Raw genomic sequence first — 16,575 nt, forward strand, 5'->3', positions numbered from 1 at the left:
GCTTTAGCTGTCCCTCATGGAGTTGCCGAGATCCGGATGGCGCGCGAGCGGCCCATGCGCGCACGGCGTCTCGCGTCGGCGTTGCGCGCCCGTCTGCCAGAAATCGAAGAAGTTGAACCAGTTGTAGGGCGCCGCGCGGCAGTAGCGCTCGATCAGCTCGACATAGCGCGCGAGCGCCGCCCGAACCTCTGCCTCGCGCGCGCCGCGCGGCGTGTGCGTGAAGTCCGCGAGCAGGTCGAAGTGGATGTCGTAGCGGTTGCCGCCGCGGTACAGGCCCGTCATGAAGATGACCGGGCGCCTCAGCATGGCGGCCATGCGCAATGGCCCGAGCGGGAACGCGGCAGGCGCGCCGAGAAAGTCGAACTGCCGCACGGCGTCGCCGCCGTCGCGCAGCAGCGTGCGGTCGGCGAGCATGCCGATCATGCTGCCCGTGTCGAGATACTCGCGCACCTTCAGCATCGAATCGATTTGCCCGAGCGGGATCACGTCCTGCTTCGCGGCAGGGTTCACGGTGGCGAGAATCGCGTTGATGTGCCGCGCGTTTTCCTCGTACATCGTGATGGCGACGCGCAGGCTGGGCCGCGAGCGGCCAATCGTGCGGCACACCTCGAAGCTGCCCAGGTGCGCGCCCATCAGGAAAGCGCCGCGGCCTTCGGCGAGCGCGGCGCCCACGAGCGTCTGGTCATGCAAATGCAGGTCGAACAGATCGAAGCGGCCGTTGAGCAGATAGATGCGGTCGTGGACCGTGGAAGCGAAGGTCCAGACGTGCCGCCACACGTCGCGCCAGCGTGCCGGGCGGCCCAGCACACGCGCGAGATAGGCGCGCGAGGCGTGGCGCACGTCGGCCGAGAACGCGAGGAAATACGCCGTGATGGGCACGAGCAGCGCGCGGCTTGCGCGCCGGCCCAGGTTCAACGACACCCAGGTCATGGCGCGCAGCAGCTTGAGGTTGCTGCGTTCTTCGCGTTGGGCCCAGTCGCTGCGATTCATGAGCCCTCCTGGCGAAGCGGCGGCGTAGGTGCGCTAGCCGCCAGCGCGCCGCTTGCCACCACGCGGCCGCTCGCCGACACGGTGAAGCGCACCGCGCCGCTGGCCGTGATGTCGTAACGCACGTCGAGCGGTTCGTCGGGCGACGCGGAACTGGGGAATTTGGCCGAACTCAGACGGTAGGTATCGAGCGGACGATTCAGCGCCGCGCCGATGGCCGTGAGCGCGCGCTCGAGCAGCACGACGCCCGGCACGATGGGCCGGCCCGGAAAGTGGCCGGGGAACGCGGGGTGATCGGCGGGAATCGTGAAGGTGAGCGGGGCGGCCGGCTCGTGCTTCGTCTGCTGATCCGGCCGCGTTTGGACGTGTGCTCGCGCGTCCTGCTTCATCCGGGCGAGCGCGCGTGCGTGCTCGTCATGCAGCGCCTTCAACACCGCCTGCGTCAGCTTGCCGTTCGCATCGCGCGGCAGCGCTTCGACGAACACGAGCGGGCGCGGCATGAAGGCGGTGTCGATACGTTCGCGCAGCGCGCGCTGCAAATCTGCCGCGGCGAGCCCCGGCGCCACGACGAACGCCATGAGCCGCGTGGCGAGATGCGGGTTCAGAGCGTGGGGCGTGCCGGCCGGCGCGAGCGTGGCGCGGCTTTCGTCGGGCATGACGAACACGCCGTCGGTCACGCCGGCAATCGCGTTGAGCTGATGATTCAGGTACGCGAGCGAGGTTCGCTTGCCCGCGATGTTGATGAGGTCGGCCTTGCGTCCGTGCAGCAGGAACCGTGTGTCGTCGAGCGGTTCGAGCGCGTCGCCCATCGCGACCGGTGGTTCGACGTGCGCGCCGTGCGCTTCGAACACCGTGCCGTCCTCGTTCGCCGCGTTTGTTTCCCGCGCACGCAGTTGAACGCCGGGCAGCAGGTGCCAGCTGGCCTCGTGCGCCGTACGCCGTGTGGCGATCTGGCCGGTCTCCGTGCTGCCGTAGATCTCGACGAGCGGCATGCCGAACGCGGCTTGCGCCGCACGCGCGAGTTCGGGCGCAAGCGGCGCCGTGGCCGACAGCGCGAGCGCGACGGGCGGCAGCGTGTGGCCCGCGAGCGTGAGCGCACGCAGATGCACGGGCGACGTGACAAGCACGCGCGGCGCGGGCACGGCGGCAAGTTCGCGAGCGATATCGGCGGGATAGAAGGGCCGCGCGTGGCTGAAGGCGAGGCCGTTCACGAGCGCGAGCAGCACCGTGGTCTCGAAGCCGTACATATGCTGCGCCGGCACGGTGCCGACGAGCGTGCAGGGCGGACCATCGAGCAGCCCCAGCCGCGCCGCCGACGCGCGCAGGCACGCGACCAGTGCGCCCCAGCGTTTGCCGTGCGGCACCGGCGTGCCTGTGGAACCCGAGGTGAACAGATACGCGACGGTTTGCGAGGCGTCGATCTGCGGCACGCTGAAGGTGGGGTTGGCGGTGGCGTCGTCCGAAGAAGGCGGTTCGGGAAAGCGGAACTGCGGCAGATCGACGGCGCAGTCGTCGCTGTCGTGCAGGCAGAAGGTGTCCGGCGCGAACGCGAGCAACTCGCGCACCGCGGCCGGCGTATGCGAGGGCGGCAGCACGCTGATCCTGCCCGCGACCATCGCCGCGCACAGACCCACGGCGAAGCGGTAGCGGTCGGTGCACTGGTTGAAGACGTGTCTGCCCGCGGGCAACACGGCGGCAAGCCGCTGCACGTCCGCGAGGAACGTGCGCACGGAACATGGCGCGCCGTCGCGCCACGCGATCGGCTGATCGGGCGACGTGTGGGACACGAGAGGAAGGCTCGACATGACTCTGCGGCTGCTCGGTAAGCTCGATAAGGGTGGCGACTCGATACGACGACTACAACGATTACGACCGCTACGAAAGCGCCGGCGGCGAGCGGCGCCACGCCACGGGTTGCAACGGCGTGTGCCGATACCGCCTGCTCGCGCCCGCCGCACTCATTGCGCGCGCTCCGGCATCGCGTGTGCTCTGGCATCGCTTGCCTCACGATACGCGCGCAGGCTCGCGAGCAGGCCCGCTTGCGGCTCGTGCGGCAGCACGATGCGCCGGCACGCGTATTCGACGACGAACATCGCACCGGCGAGCGGCAACGTCAGATAGTTGGCGAACGTGGACCACGTGAGCGGCGACGCCGTCGCGAACAGCAACGTGGACACGCTCGCCATCGCGATGAAGAAGAGCGTCCACGCCGCGGTGATGGTGCGCGTGTAGCGCGCGACCTCGGGCGAGAGCGGGCCTTGCATCATCGTTGCGAACTGCGTGCACAGCGGTATGCGCGTTTCAACGAGCGTGCGGCCGAACATGAATGCCATCGCCAGATTGAAGCTCGCATGCTCGAGCCAGGCGCCCCATTCGAAGTGGCGCGCGAGCGGTTCGCGCGCGGCCCAGAGCGTGGCGCAGACGGCCGCCCACAGCGCCAGCCACACGGTGCGCCGCGGCGAACGCAGCGCGGCGCCGAGCGTGGCGGCCAGCACGGGCGCGAGCACGAGTGCGAGCCCGAGGCCGCCCATGCCGGGCGTGGCCGCCGCGTAATGCGTGCCGATCTGGCAGGCCATCAACGCCGCGACGACGATGGCGCCGCTGCCGGCGCGAGCAAGACGGACGAGGGCGCTCACGTTCCGTCTCCGTTGGGGGCGGCACAGCGCGCGCGAAGGCGTCGCGTCGCGGTGGAGTGATACGCGCTCGAACGTTGGAACGCGAGAAGGGCCGAAAGGCCCGCAAGCGGCGAAAGGTTCGTCAAGGTGTGCTGCATATCCGGCGTCGTGCGCGGGCGAGGCGGCGCGCTCCTGTCTCGTTTCGTCACATGAATGACCGTGCGCGGTCAGGTCGTTTCTATCGGCGTGTCTGGTTCGCCATGGAGTTCGCGCATCCCGCGCACCCGGCCGATCTGGCTTGCGTAGTTGGCTTGCGTAGTTGGCTCGCGAATCTGGCTCGCGCATCTGGCTCGATATGGTGCCGGAAAGGCCCCCTGCCGGGCGTAACGGTTTGCAAGCGGTTTGCAGCCTTCCTGGCTCGTTTGTAACCGATTGTTGGGCGGCCTGCCGGGCCGCCGAGGCGCGCGCCATTCTAGCCTGGCGTCCACCCCGGCGGCCCACCCCGCGCGGGCCGTGGGTTTGCCCGCTCAGGCGGCGCCTTTCCGTCCCCTTTCCATTGCCTGCCGCGGTGCGGCGCCGTACGGTCTGTAACCCTTTCTTCTGTACGCCGCGCGAGCCGATCGTCTAGAATCGCCGGGCTAACAATCTCATATCAGGCGGCCAACAGACCGGTCCGGCAGGGGGATGGAGCGCACGCCGGAGCGCTGGGCTTAAGCCCCAGGCGCTGGGTATGGCGCTCCGTCGCGCTGTGCCCTCCGGCCGTGAACGTCCGCCGGCAACGACGATGAACCCACTCGAAGCAGAACTGGCCGCGCAGATCATCCGCGACCTGAATCTCGAAGACGTGCAGCCCGACAGCGTGACGGCGGACACGCCGCTCTATGGCGAAGGGCTCGGGCTCGACTCCATCGACATTCTCGAAATCGCGCTGATGATCTCGAAGAAATACGGCTTCGAGCTTCGCTCGGACAATCCCGACAATCAGAAGATCTTCGCCTCCATCGGCTCGCTCGCGGCCTACGTGGCGGCGAACCGGACGCGCTGAGCGGCGAGGCGTTGCAGGTCCCAGCGGGCTGTTTTCCATGTTCACGACTCAGGCATCGTCCACGCATCTCGTTCTGATTCCAAGCTACAACCCGGGCACGCGGGTGGACGACACCGTGCGCAGCGCACGTGAGAACTGGAACCCGGTGTGGGTCGTGGTGGACGGCAGCACCGACGGCAGCACCGCACGTCTTCAAGCCATGGCCGAGCGCGATCCGGGCCTGCGCGTGATCGTGCTGCCCGTCAATCGCGGCAAGGGGGCCGCCGTGCTCGCGGGGCTAGACGAAGCCGCCGCCCACGGCTTCACGCACGTGCTCACGATGGACTCCGACGGCCAGCATCCCGCGCATCTCATTCGTAGCTTCATGGCCGCGTCGCAGGCCGACCCCGGCGCGATGGTGCTCGGTCTGCCGCAATTCGGCCCGGACGCGCCGCGCGAGCGCGTGTACTGGCGGCGCCTCTCGAACCTCTGTGCCAATCTGGAAACGCTGTGGGCGGGCATCGGCGATTCGCTCTACGGCTTTCGCGTGTATCCCATCGCGCCGCTGCGCGCCATCATGCACGGCCACGGCTGGATGCGCCGCTTCGACTTCGATCCCGAAGTGGCGGTGCGCCTGTGCTGGGAGGGCGTGCGTCCGGTGCGCATCGCGTCGCCGGTGCGCTACTTCCAGCCGGGCGAGGGCGGTGTGTCGCACTTCAGCTATCTGCGCGACAACGTGCTCTTGACGTGGATGCACTTGCGCCTGCTGGCGCAGTGCGTGCCGCGGCTGCCGAAGCTGATCGCCATGCGCTGGCAGGAACGCTTTTCGACCGCGAAGCCGTGAGGCGCTGGGGCTTTGGCGCGCTTGCGCGTGACCGCACGCCACACGCGTCGTGTAAGGCCGTGTCGTGCAAGGCCAATAGCAAGGAGTCTGAACGATGATGATCGCGCTCTTCACCGACTTCGGTGCCGACGACATCTACGTGGGCCAGATGAAGGCTGCGCTAATGAGCCATGCGGGCTGCGACGTGCACCTCGTGGATGCGCTGCACAACGTGCCCGACTACGATGCACGCGCCGCCGCGCATTTGCTGGCCGCTTTGCACGGCGCGTATCCGGACGGAACGGTGTTTCTCGCGGTGGTGGACCCGGATGTGGGTAGCGCGCGGGAGCCGGTCGCTGTCATGACGCAGGTGGACGGCAAGACGCAATGGTTCGTCGGTCCCGACAACGGTCTGCTTTCCGTTATCGCTGCGCGTGCTTCACATGCGAAGACCTTTCGCATCGCGTGGCGTCCCGCTGCGCTCTCGGCCTCGTTCCATGGACGCGATCTCTTTGCGCCGGTGGCCGCGTGGCTCGCGAGCGGCGAGGCGCCTGTGGACAAGCTCGAAGAAACCAGCGCACTTCAGGTTCAGCTCGATGCAGGCGACCTGGCCGAGATCATTTACGTCGATCACTACGGCAACGCGTTGACCGGCATGCGCGCCGCGGCCGTTGCGGACGATGCGCATCTGCGCGTGGCGCAGACGGAAGTGACGCGAGCCCGCGTGTTTTCCGATGTGCCGGAAGGCCAGGCCTTCTGGTACGTGAACTCGATCGGGCTCGTGGAAATTGCCGTGAATCGCGGCAGTGCCGCGGCGCAGCTCGGGCTGCGGCCGGGGCACGTGGTCGAGGTGCTGGCCTGAGCCTGAACAGCGCTCGGTTCGCTGCTCTGTTTGCCGCTCAGTTCGGCACCCAGTTCAGCATTCAGGCCGCAAAGCCGCGCGGATTGCGTTCCTGCCAGCGCCAGTGGTCGGCGCACATGCGTTCGATGCCGAACTGCGCCTTCCAGCCCAGGATCCTTTCGGCCGCGGCCGGATTCGCGTAGCACTGCGCCACGTCGCCGGGGCGGCGCGCCACGATCTCATAGGGCACTGGCCGGCCCGACGCCTTCTCGAACGCCTTCACCACGTCCAGCACGCTGTAGCCCTGGCCCGTGCCCAGATTCACGACGAAGCTCGCATCGCGTGTGGTCAATGCATCGAGCGCCGCGAGGTGGCCGCGTGCGAGGTCCACCACGTGGATGTAGTCGCGCACGCCGGTGCCGTCGGGCGTGTCGTAGTCGCTGCCGAACACGCGCAGCCGTTCGAGCTTGCCCACGGCGACCTGCGCCACGTAAGGCATCAGGTTGTTCGGAATGCCCGCGGGGTCTTCGCCGATCAAGCCGCTCTCATGCGCGCCCACCGGATTGAAGTAGCGCAGCGTCGCGATGCGCCACGACGGGTCCGACACTTCGACGTCGCGCAGAATCTGCTCCGCAATCAGCTTCGACTGCCCGTAGGGATTCGTGGCCGAGAGCGGGAACGACTCGTCGATAGGCGAGCTTTCCGGCACACCGTACACCGTGGCCGACGAACTGAACACGAACTGCTTCACGTTGCGCTGGCGCATGACGTCGAGCAGCACGAGCAGGCTGTCGATGTTGTTGCGGTAGTACTCGATGGGCTTGGCCACCGATTCGCCCACGGCCTTCAGCGCCGCGAAGTGGATCGCGCCCGTCACGGGATGCGCGTCGAACACGCGCTGCAATGCCGCTTCGTCGCGCACGTCGGCTTCGTAGAACGCGACGGCCTTGCCCGTGATCTGCTCGACGCGCGCGAGCGACTCGCGGCTGCTGTTCACGAGGTTGTCCACCACGACCACGTCGTAGCCGCCTTGCAGCAGTTCGACACAGGTATGCGAACCGATGTACCCCGCACCGCCCGTCACGAGGATGGTGCCCTTCGCCTTCGTTGTTGCCATGCTCAGCTCCAGTTAGAGTGAAACGCCCGTGAGTTGACGCACCAGGTCTTTGTATCGTTCGACGACCACGCGTTCGTCGAATTCCGCCGCGACTTTCTGCCGGCCGCGTTCGCCCATCGCGCGGCGCGCGTCGATGTCGAGTTCGATCATCTGCGCGAGCCGCGTGGCGAGGCTCGCCGCGCTGCGCGCCTCGCACAGGAATCCGTTGACGCCTTCGGCCACCACTTCACGGCAGCCCGGCACGTCTGTCGCCACGATGGGCCTGCCCATCGCACCCGCTTCCATCAGCGTGCGCGGCACGCCTTCGCGATACGAAGGCAGCACCACGCAGTCGGCGGCGGCGATGAAGGGGCGCACGTCGTGCGCTTCGCCCAGGTATTCGATCACGCCTTCGCGCTGCCACGCCGCCACTTCGTCGTGCGTGATGGCGCTGGGGTTATCCACGCCCGCCGGCCCTAGCAGCTGGAAGCGCGCATGCGGATAGCGCGCCTTCAACTGCCGCGCGGCTTCCACGTACTCGCCCACGCCCTTGTCCCAGAGCAGCCGCCCGATCAGCACGAACACGAAGTCGTCGCGCGCGGCGAGCGGCGTGAACGCGAACTGGTCGAGGTCCACGCCTTCGCCGTGCAACAGCCGCGCGCGCTCGGGATGCACGAGCAGGTTGCGTTCAACGAACGCGGCCTTGTCGTCGCGGTTCAGGAACCACACCTCGCGCGGAAAGCGGAACGCGAAGCGGTAGAGCCTGCGCGCAATCTGCGCGGCGCGGCTCTCCTGGATGAAGACGTAGCCAAGCCCCGTCGTGACGGCCACCGACGGCACGCCCGCCAGCTTCGCCGCGATTGAACCATAGATATTTGGCTTGATCGTGTAATGGAACACGACGTTGGGCCGAATGGTCCGGTAATGGCGATACAGCGCCGCGAGCGTGCGCAGGTCGTGGAGCGGATTGGTGCCCTTCGAGGCCACCGGCAACTCGATGCAGCGGCAGCCCATGGCGGCGAGCGGCTCGAAGGTGCGGTCGCGCGGCGCGAGCACGACGACTTCGACGCCGGCCGCCACGAGCGTGCGGATCAGCCCTTGCCGGTACGTGTAGATGGCCCACGCCGTGTTGCAGACGAGCGCGATACGGAGCTTTGCCGCGGCTGCGTGCTCGTGGGTGCCCGCTGGGCGGCCCGACGTGCTGCCGGACGCATGCGTTGCCGTCGAAGAGTCAGAAGCAGGTTTCATGCAGAAGTGAATCCACGGACTGATGCACGAAAGAACGCACAAAATGCGCGGGAAAAAAAGCAGAAAAAAATCGTGGGGTGCAGATGGGCTGCAAAGGGGCCGCCAATGAACCGCCAATGGACCGCCAATGAATTGCCGGCAAGCCCCCAAGGCTGGCGAGGCGCCATGCCGGCTCAGCCGCCCGCGCGCGGAGCATACAGTACACGCTTCATCCGTTGCAGCAGCCCGTACGGTGTAACGAAGTGCAACAGGTTCTTTGCGAGGCCAAGCCAGTCGTACGGATTGGCGACGTTGAAGTAGCGCAGTTGCAGCTTGAGCGTGGAGACGATCTGCCGCCGCCGTTTCGTTGCGCTGATGCCGCCTTCGTTGATCTCGTAGAAGAGGCCCTGTTCGGGCAGGTTCGCGCAGTCGTAGCGGTCCATGAGCCGCAGGAACAGATCGAGGTCTTCGGCCGCGCGATAGGCCGCGCGATAGTTGCCCACGGCCTGCACCGCATCGATGCGCAGCATCATCGACGGATGCACGAAAGGCGAGCGCACGAAGCGCAGGCGACGAATCGCGGCCGGGTCGGCAGGCGGACTCAGCATGAAGAGCGGGTCGCCGTTGCGCGTCACCACCTGAGCCCACATGCCGAGCGCCGCGACGCCGGCGTGCGCTTCCATGTAGGCGCGTTGCTTCGCGAGCCGGCCCGGCACCGTGAGGTCGCCCGCGTCGATGCGGGCGGCGTAGCGAAAGCCGCGCGCGGCGAGCGCGTCGATGCCCGCCTTCAGCGCGCGCTCGATGCCGCCGTTCTGCGGCATACGCAGAATCTCCACGTTCAGGCTCGGCCGTTGCGGCGCGACGATGGGCGGCGTGCTGCCGTCGTCCACGATCAGCACGTGGATGAGCGAGTCTTCGGCGAAGGAGGCGAGCGTGCGTTCCACGTCGGCCTGGCCGTTGAAGGCGGGCATGAGCACGGCGACGTCGTCGAGCGCGCCCGGCACGGTGGAGTTCGCGCGTGCGTTCGTCATGGGCGCAGCCTGAAGCGAAGGTAGTAGAAGTTGACCGAAGCCGCCGCGAGATAGCCCGCGGCAAGCCCGAGCAGCGCGCCGTAAGCACCGAACCGCGCGATGGCGGCGAGGTTCACGGCGAACGCCACGGCGAGCGCGAGGAGCCACTTGGCGAGCAGCACGAATTTCGCCTGGTACTTGAGCACGACGAGATTGCCGATGGCCTCGATGCCGGCCGGCACCGAAAGCCACACGGCCCAGCGGAAGATCGACGTGGCCTCTTCATAGCCCGGCCCGAACACGTGCGAGATGATGAAGCCCGCGAGCAGATCCAGCACGAGCGCGCCAGAAAGCATCAGCAGGGCCGTGAGGCCGAACAGGCGCCACATGTTCCGGCGCAGCTGGCCGACGTCCTGCACGCGATAGACGAACGCGGGCGCGATGGTCTGCGCGAGCATCAGCGCGAGCGCGATCCAGTTTTCGTTCAACTGCTGCGCGGCGGAGTAACGGCCCAGATCCGCGAACGAAATGGCGCGTTCCAGCATGAGCCGGTCGAGCTTCAGGAACAGATACATGCAGATCAAGCCGAGCCAGAACACCGTGCCCGCCGTCGCGAAATGGCGAAAGAGCCCACGATCGAGGTGCCAGCCGAGCTGGCCGCCGTGGCGGTAGCGATAGTAGACGAGCAGCACCGCGCCGATCGCAGCGGATTCGAGCGCCCAGAGCCAGCCGAAGCGCGACGGTTCGGCGGCCATGCGCACCAGCAGCCAGACGAGGGCGGCTTTCGCGATGGCCGTCACCATGCTCGCGAGAAGCTGCGGACGGCTGAACGTCATGCTCTGCAGCCACGCGTTGATGACGCCGATGAACGGCTCGCGAAACAGCATCGTCACGGCGAGGCCCGCGAGCATGGCGCCAACGAGCGGGTCTGTCGCGCCGGCCGCGATGCCGGCCCACGTGAGCACGAGCGCAAGTGCGGAAACAGACAGACGCAGTGCGAACGCGCTGCCAATAACGGTACCGAGTTGCGCGGGCGGGCGAGCCACGATGGTGGGCACGAGAATTTCGGCGCCGCACACCCAGGTAAGGGGCGCGAGCACGAGCAGCAGCGTGTTGGCGTACTGCCACTTGCCGAATACGTCGGGCCCGAAATAGCGGGCCAGCACACCGCTGATGACGATCGCCACGGCGATCTGCGTGACGCGTTCAAGCCCGAGCCAGACGATGTTGGCGAATGCGCGCGCGACGTCGGGATTCGCGAAGCCTCTCACCTTCAGCATGACTTCATGCGCGTGACTTCATGCATAAGGCGCCGGCGGCCCGCTGGATCTGCGCGGCACGCATCGGACCGTGGGACCGGCCGGTCGTGCGGTGCAGCAACTTTATGGGACAAAGGCGTCTAAGCATTTAAAATGGCGGGAACCATGAGCCGGCTTATCGAAAAGCCGCCATTATAAGTTGGAACTGATCCGCCTCCGGGCAGGGCGCAACGGGAAGGCCAAGGGATTCACGCAGGGTTGAAGCCGTGTGCATTGCACGCGCAGTTCCGATTTTCCATCGCACAAGAGAGCTCATTCATGATTTCCCAATCCATCTTCAAGGCTTACGACATTCGCGGCGTAATCGGCAAGACGCTCGACGCCGACGCGGCCCGTTCCATCGGCCGCGCCTTCGGCAGCGAAGTGCGCGCCCAGGGCGGCGATGCGGTGGTGGTCGCGCGCGACGGCCGTCTGTCCGGTCCCGAACTCATTGCTGCGCTTTCCGACGGATTGCGCGCTGCGGGCGTGGATGTGGTGAACGTGGGCATGGTGCCCACGCCCGTGGGCTATTTCGCGGCGAGCGTGCCGCTGGCGCTCGCGGGCGGCGAACGGCGCGTGGACTCGTGCATCGTCGTGACGGGCAGCCACAATCCGCCCGACTACAACGGCTTCAAGATGGTCCTGCGCGGCGCGGCCATCTACGGCGAGCAGATCCAGGCGCTCTACCGGCGCATCGTGGACGGCCGCTTCGAGAGCGGCAGCGGCAGCTATGCGGACTACGACATCGCCGACGCCTACATCGATCGCATCGTGAGCGACGTGAAGCTCGCGCGCCCCATGAAGCTCGTGGTGGATACGGGCAACGGCGTGGCGGGCGGCCTTGCGCCGCGCCTCTTCAAGGCGCTGGGCTGCGAGCTGGTCGAACTCTTTACCGAGATCGACGGCAACTTCCCGAACCACCATCCGGACCCGGCACACCCCGAAAACCTGCAAGACGTGATTCGCGCGCTGAAGGAAACGGACGCCGAGATCGGCTTCGCGTTCGACGGCGACGGCGACCGTCTCGGCGTGGTCACGAAAGATGGCCAGATCATCTATCCGGACCGCCAGCTGATGCTGTTCGCGGAAGAAGTGCTCTCGCGCAACAAGGGCGCGCAGATCATCTACGACGTGAAGTGCACGCGCAATCTCGCGAAGTGGGTGCGCGCAAAGGGCGGCGAGCCGCTCATGTGGAAGACGGGCCACTCGCTCGTGAAGGCGAAGCTGCGCGAGACGGGCGCACCGCTCGCGGGCGAAATGAGCGGCCACGTGTTCTTCAAGGACCGCTGGTACGGCTTCGACGACGGCCTGTACACGGGCGCGCGTCTGCTCGAAATTCTGGCGCGCGTGGCGGACCCGAGCGCGCTGCTCAACGCGCTGCCGAACTCGCACTCCACGCCGGAACTGCAACTGAAGCTGGAAGAAGGCGAGAACTTCGAACTCATCGCGAAGCTGCAAAAGAACGCGAAGTTCACGGGCGCCGACGACGTGATCACCATCGACGGCCTGCGCGTCGAGTATCCCGACGGCTTCGGTCTGGCGCGTTCGTCGAACACCACGCCCGTGGTGGTGATGCGCTTCGAGGCCGACAGCGACGCGGCGCTCGCGCGCATTCAGGACGACTTCCGGCGCGTGATTCTCGCCGAGAAGCCCGACGCGAAGCTGCCGTTCTGACGCGCTTTCGCTCTCGCGATCTATCGCTTTAGCCTTGCGCGCCTCGCTGTTGTGGGCGGGGCGCGCAACGGTTCGCCGAACTGATCTTTAAGGCCGCCGCTAAAAGCCGCGCGGCGTGAAGAGGTCCGCGGCTCGCAAATGTCCTCTCGGCTCGAACGGAACCTTGAGCCACGCAAACACGCTCACGTCGTGCTAGCCCGGCGACGTGCTGTAACCCATCCCCGTGCCTGCAATGAGCCATGGCGAGAAGAGACCCGCCATCGGCCTTTTGGCCATTCCTTGCCATTGCTTGCACGCTGCCTCCCGTTGACCTCGATCAGAAGAAACCGGAAGAAGCGCCGCCCGGCCAAGGCCGCTTCTTGCGGTATTCCGGGGCGCCGGCGCCCTGGCGCGATAAAATTGCGGACCTTATCCGTTTGGCATGGGCGGCAAGAGCGCCGCCTTCAATTCCCTGGACCCCCTTGAGTGCGCAAAAGATATTGATCGTGCGCGTGTCGTCGCTGGGCGACGTCGTGCACAACATGCCGGCCGTAACCGACATCCTGCGTCGCCATCCCGGTGCGCAGGTCGACTGGCTCGTGGAAGAGAGCTTCGTCGATCTCGTTCAGCTCGTGAGCGGCGTGCGCCGTGCGATTCCGTTTTCGCTGCGCCGCTGGCGCAAGCGTCTGTTGTCCGCGGCGAACTGGCGCGAGATTGGCGCGTTTCGCCGCGCGCTGGCCGCTGAAAAGTACGACCTCGTGATCGACTGCCAGGGGCTCATCAAGACGGCCTGGGTGGCGAGCTGGGCGCGCGGTCCGCTGGTCGGTCTCGGCAATCGCACGGACGGCGCGGGCTACGAATGGCCGGTGCGCTTCTTCTACGACCAGCGCGTGCCCATCGAAGCGCGCACGCACGTCGTGGAGCGCACACGCCAGCTCGTGGCCGCGGCGCTGGGCGATCCGAAGCCCGAGCCCACCGACGAGATCGACTTCGGCCTCGACACGCGGCGCGCGGCGCTCGCCGTCGCCCAGCTTGGTCTGAACCTTCCCGTTCCTTACGTCGTGTTCGTGCATGCGACCTCGCGTGAGGACAAGCAATGGCCCGAGGCGTCGTGGATCGAGCTGGGCCAGGCGCTGGTGCGCCGCGGCGCGTCGCTCGTGCTGCCCTGGGGCAGCGAGGCCGAGCGGGCCACGAGCGAGCGGCTCGCGCAGACGTTCGGCGCCGCGGCCATCGTGCCGCCGAAGCTTTCGTTGCCCGCGGTGGTGGGCCTGATCGACGGCGCCGCCGCGACGGTGGGCGTGGACACCGGCCTCGTGCACATTGCCGCAGCGCTGAAGCGGCCAACGGTCGAGTTGTACAATTTCGCGACCGCCTGGCGCACGGGCGGCTACTGGTCGCCCAATGTCGTGAATCTCGGTACGGCAGGGCGACCGCCGACGCTGCAGGAAGTGAAGGCAGCGCTCGCCGGTTTCGGACTGCTGTAACTGCGCCGCACGCAACAACGTGCGGCCACACCACGGCAGCGCTACCCGGAGCCATCTCGAATGCCGGTCGCCGCCTTGCTTTGAAGGGCAACCATGAACGAATCCCAGATTATCGAAGTTGCGTCCGCGGACTGGAACGGACAGAACCTTTCGGTGCCGCGCGAAACGCTGCTCGAAGGCGTGGAGCAGGGCAAGGTGCTGTACTTCCCGAACCTGCGTTTCGCCATCGAAAACGGCGAGCGCGCGCTGCTCGACCCCTCGATCGCCGACCCCAAGCGCAAGAACATCAGCCTCGAGCCGAACGGCGGCGCGCTGCACGGCGTGCTGGGCGATACGGTCACGCAGTCGGCGGTGCGCGCGCTCGTGGCGCGCTATCAGTCGAATGCGCGCAAGCTCGTGGACGGCCTCTTTCCCGAATACGGCGGCAAGCTGCGCGTGGCGCCTACGAGCCTGCGCCTGCATCAGGTGGAAACGCGCCAGACCTCATGGCGCAAGGACGACAGCCGCCTGCACGTGGACGCGTTCCCGTCGCGGCCGAATTACGGCGAGCGCATTCTGCGCGTCTTCACGAACGTGAACCCGAACGGCGTGCCGCGCGTGTGGCGCGTGGGCGAGCCCTTCGAAGACATGGCGAAGCGCTTCTTGCCCACGATCCGGCCGCAATGGCCGGGCTCGGCGTGGCTCCTGAACCTGCTGCACATCACGAAGTCGCCGCGCAGCGAGTACGACCACCTGATGCTGAATCTGCACGACAGCATGAAGGCCGACCTCGACTACCAGAAGACAAGCCCGCAGGAGACCATGCCGTTCCCGCCGGGCTGCGTGTGGATCTGCTTCTCGGACCAGGCCTCGCACGCGGTGATGTCCGGCCAGTTCATGCTCGAGCAGACGTTCTTCCTGCCCGTGAAGGCGATGGTGCAGCCGGAATGGGCGCCGCTTGGCATTCTCGAACGCCTGAAGGGCAGGGCGCTGGTTTGAGCGCGACCTCTTTGGCGCAGCCGCGTCGGTGGCGTTTCGGCGCCGCACTCGCCGCCTGCGCGGCGAGCGCGGTGTGCGCCTTTACCGCAAGCGGCACGCGCGTGCGTGTGCTAGCCGTCTTCTTCGCCGGGCGCACGATGCATGCCTCGATGCCCGCGGAGGCGCAGTGCTGAGGGCCATCTATCGCGCGGCCTGGTGGCTCATCGCGCCCATCGCGGTGCTGCGTCTGCTGGTGCGCTCGCGTCGCGAGCGCGGCTACCGCGAACACATTGCCGAACGTTTCGGCTACGGCGCGGGCCGCGTGCCCGAGGACGACGCGCCGCTCATCTGGGTGCATGCCGTTTCCGTGGGCGAGACGCGCGCCGCGCAACCACTGGTGGAAGCGCTCATGCATGCGCGCCCCGACGCGCGCATTCTGCTCACGCACATGACGCCGAGCGGCCGCGCCACCGGCGAGCGCATCTTCGACGGCCGCGTGCTGCGCTGCTATCTGCCCTACGACATGCCGCACGCGGTGCGGCGTTTTCTGCGCGCATGGCGTCCTTCGCTCGGACTCGTCATGGAGACCGAAGTGTGGCCTACGCTGATCGACGAATGCCGCCGCGCCGACGTGCCGCTCGTGCTCACGAATGCGCGGATGTCGGAGCGTTCGTACCGGCGCGCCGCGAAGTTCGGCCGCGCCACGCGCGAGGTATTCGGCGGTTTTTCGCGCGTGCTCGCGCAAAGCCCGTCGGATGCCGAGCGGCTCTCCTCGCTTGGCGCGCGCAACATGGCCGTGCTCGGCAATCTGAAGTTCGACATGGCGACGCCGCCCGAGCTTGCGGCGCGTGGTCACGCATGGCGCAAGGCGATCGGGCCGCGGCCGGTGTGGGTGGCGGCGAGTACGCGCGAAGGCGAGGAAGAACTCGTGCTGCAGGCGTTCGCGGCGCTCGCGGCACTTGGTATCGACGACGCCGTGCTGATTCTCGTGCCGCGTCATCCGCAACGTTTCGACGAGGTCGCGGCGCTCGTGGAGCGCAAGGGCCTGCGTGCGGTGCGCCGCTCGGCCTGGGCGCCGGCCGCGGCAGCCGCGGCGGCGAGCACGGACGTGCCGCCGTTACCGGCGGACGTCAGCGTCGTGCTGGGCGATTCGATGGGCGAGATGGGCGCGTACTACGCGGCGGCGGATATCGCGTTCATCGGCGGGAGCTTGTTGCCGTTCGGCGGGCAGAACCTGATCGAGGCTTGCGCGATCGGCGTGCCGGTGCTGATCGGCCCGCACGTCTTCAACTTTTCGCAGGCCACGGCCGATGCCGTGGCGACCGGCGCGGCATTGCAGGTAGCGGACCCGGAAGACCTCGCGAGGGCGCTGCGCGAGCTGTTCAAGGACCGCCCGCGCCGCACGGCGATGGGCGCTGCGGCCTCGGCCTTCGCGGCACGTCATCGCGGGGCGACGGCGCGCACGGTCGAGGTGTTGACGACGTTGTTGCCGGAGGTATCGGGAGAGACTGCTCACCCCATGCCGTGAGGCGTTTGCCCAGGCGCGTGCGCGAGTGCCGC

14 protein-coding genes are annotated in these 16,575 nt (G+C 67.4%); 7 read left to right on the forward strand and 7 right to left on the reverse strand.

Annotation, left to right across the window (positions count from 1 at the left end; all coding sequences use genetic code 11):
* Nucleotides 1-3: 3 nt before the first annotated feature.
* From P2869_RS03600 to P2869_RS03610, 3 genes are all read right to left on the reverse strand, one after another.
* Nucleotides 4-990, reverse strand: coding sequence for an acyl-CoA synthetase (locus P2869_RS03600; RefSeq protein WP_277597493.1), 987 nt, complete (start codon nt 988-990; stop codon nt 4-6).
* On the reverse strand, nt 987-2,792 hold the full coding sequence (locus tag P2869_RS03605; protein ID WP_277597494.1) for an AMP-binding protein: 1,806 nt from the start codon (nt 2,790-2,792) through the stop codon (nt 987-989). Before P2869_RS03605 ends, P2869_RS03600 begins: the two co-directional genes overlap by 4 nt.
* Nucleotides 2,793-2,945: 153 nt before the next feature.
* Nucleotides 2,946-3,623, reverse strand: coding sequence for a hypothetical protein (locus P2869_RS03610; protein WP_277597495.1), 678 nt, complete (start codon nt 3,621-3,623; stop codon nt 2,946-2,948).
* A gap of 763 nt (nt 3,624-4,386) precedes the next feature.
* Here P2869_RS03610 and P2869_RS03615 point away from each other — a divergent pair.
* The 3 genes from P2869_RS03615 (at nt 4,387) to P2869_RS03625 (ending at nt 6,311) form a co-directional block, all read left to right on the forward strand.
* Nucleotides 4,387-4,647: a phosphopantetheine-binding protein gene (locus P2869_RS03615; protein WP_017773105.1), complete on the forward strand. Its 261-nt coding sequence runs from the start codon at nt 4,387-4,389 to the stop codon at nt 4,645-4,647.
* A gap of 37 nt (nt 4,648-4,684) precedes the next feature.
* Entirely contained in the window at nt 4,685-5,470 is a 786-nt protein-coding gene (locus tag P2869_RS03620; protein ID WP_126877780.1) for a glycosyltransferase family 2 protein, read from the forward strand.
* Between the two features lie 94 nt (nt 5,471-5,564).
* On the forward strand, nt 5,565-6,311 hold the full coding sequence (locus tag P2869_RS03625; RefSeq protein ID WP_277597496.1) for an SAM-dependent chlorinase/fluorinase: 747 nt from the start codon (nt 5,565-5,567) through the stop codon (nt 6,309-6,311).
* 61 nt (nt 6,312-6,372) lie between these two features.
* Here the strand turns inward: P2869_RS03625 and galE are convergent, their stop codons facing one another.
* The 4 genes from galE to P2869_RS03645 all read right to left on the reverse strand — a co-directional run bounded on the left by galE (nt 6,373) and on the right by P2869_RS03645 (nt 10,903).
* Nucleotides 6,373-7,407, reverse strand: a complete 1,035-nt coding sequence (galE, locus tag P2869_RS03630) for a UDP-glucose 4-epimerase GalE (RefSeq protein ID WP_277597497.1) — start codon at nt 7,405-7,407, stop codon at nt 6,373-6,375.
* Nucleotides 7,408-7,419: 12 nt separating this feature from the next.
* A complete protein-coding gene (locus tag P2869_RS03635; RefSeq protein ID WP_277597498.1) occupies nt 7,420-8,634 on the reverse strand; it encodes a glycosyltransferase family 4 protein in 1,215 nt (404 codons plus the stop codon).
* Nucleotides 8,635-8,807: 173 nt separating this feature from the next.
* Nucleotides 8,808-9,644, reverse strand: a complete 837-nt coding sequence (locus P2869_RS03640; RefSeq protein ID WP_277597499.1) for a glycosyltransferase — start codon at nt 9,642-9,644, stop codon at nt 8,808-8,810.
* On the reverse strand, nt 9,641-10,903 hold the full coding sequence (locus P2869_RS03645) for an oligosaccharide flippase family protein (RefSeq protein ID WP_277597500.1): 1,263 nt from the start codon (nt 10,901-10,903) through the stop codon (nt 9,641-9,643). The genes P2869_RS03640 and P2869_RS03645 overlap by 4 nt, the downstream gene beginning before the upstream one ends.
* A gap of 297 nt (nt 10,904-11,200) precedes the next feature.
* On the opposite strand from P2869_RS03645, the gene P2869_RS03650 reads away from it, so the two are divergent.
* From P2869_RS03650 to waaA, 4 genes are all read left to right on the forward strand, one after another.
* Nucleotides 11,201-12,595 carry a phosphomannomutase/phosphoglucomutase gene (locus P2869_RS03650; protein WP_017773112.1) on the forward strand — a complete coding sequence of 465 codons (1,395 nt, stop codon included), beginning with the start codon at nt 11,201-11,203 and terminating at the stop codon, nt 12,593-12,595.
* Nucleotides 12,596-13,116: 521 nt separating this feature from the next.
* Nucleotides 13,117-14,058, forward strand: coding sequence for a lipopolysaccharide heptosyltransferase I (gene waaC / locus P2869_RS03655; protein WP_233411762.1), 942 nt, complete (start codon nt 13,117-13,119; stop codon nt 14,056-14,058).
* A 93-nt stretch (nt 14,059-14,151) separates the two neighbouring features.
* A complete protein-coding gene (locus tag P2869_RS03660) occupies nt 14,152-15,036 on the forward strand; it encodes a Kdo hydroxylase family protein (RefSeq protein ID WP_277597501.1) in 885 nt (294 codons plus the stop codon).
* 166 nt (nt 15,037-15,202) lie between these two features.
* Nucleotides 15,203-16,543 (forward strand): lipid IV(A) 3-deoxy-D-manno-octulosonic acid transferase, encoded by a 1,341-nt coding sequence (gene waaA / locus P2869_RS03665; RefSeq protein ID WP_277597502.1) that lies wholly within the window; start codon nt 15,203-15,205, stop codon nt 16,541-16,543.
* The last annotated feature ends 32 nt before the right edge of the window (nt 16,544-16,575 follow it).

This window comes from Paraburkholderia sp. SUR17 (genome assembly GCF_029536165.1).
GTDB lineage: Bacteria > Pseudomonadota > Gammaproteobacteria > Burkholderiales > Burkholderiaceae > Paraburkholderia > Paraburkholderia kururiensis.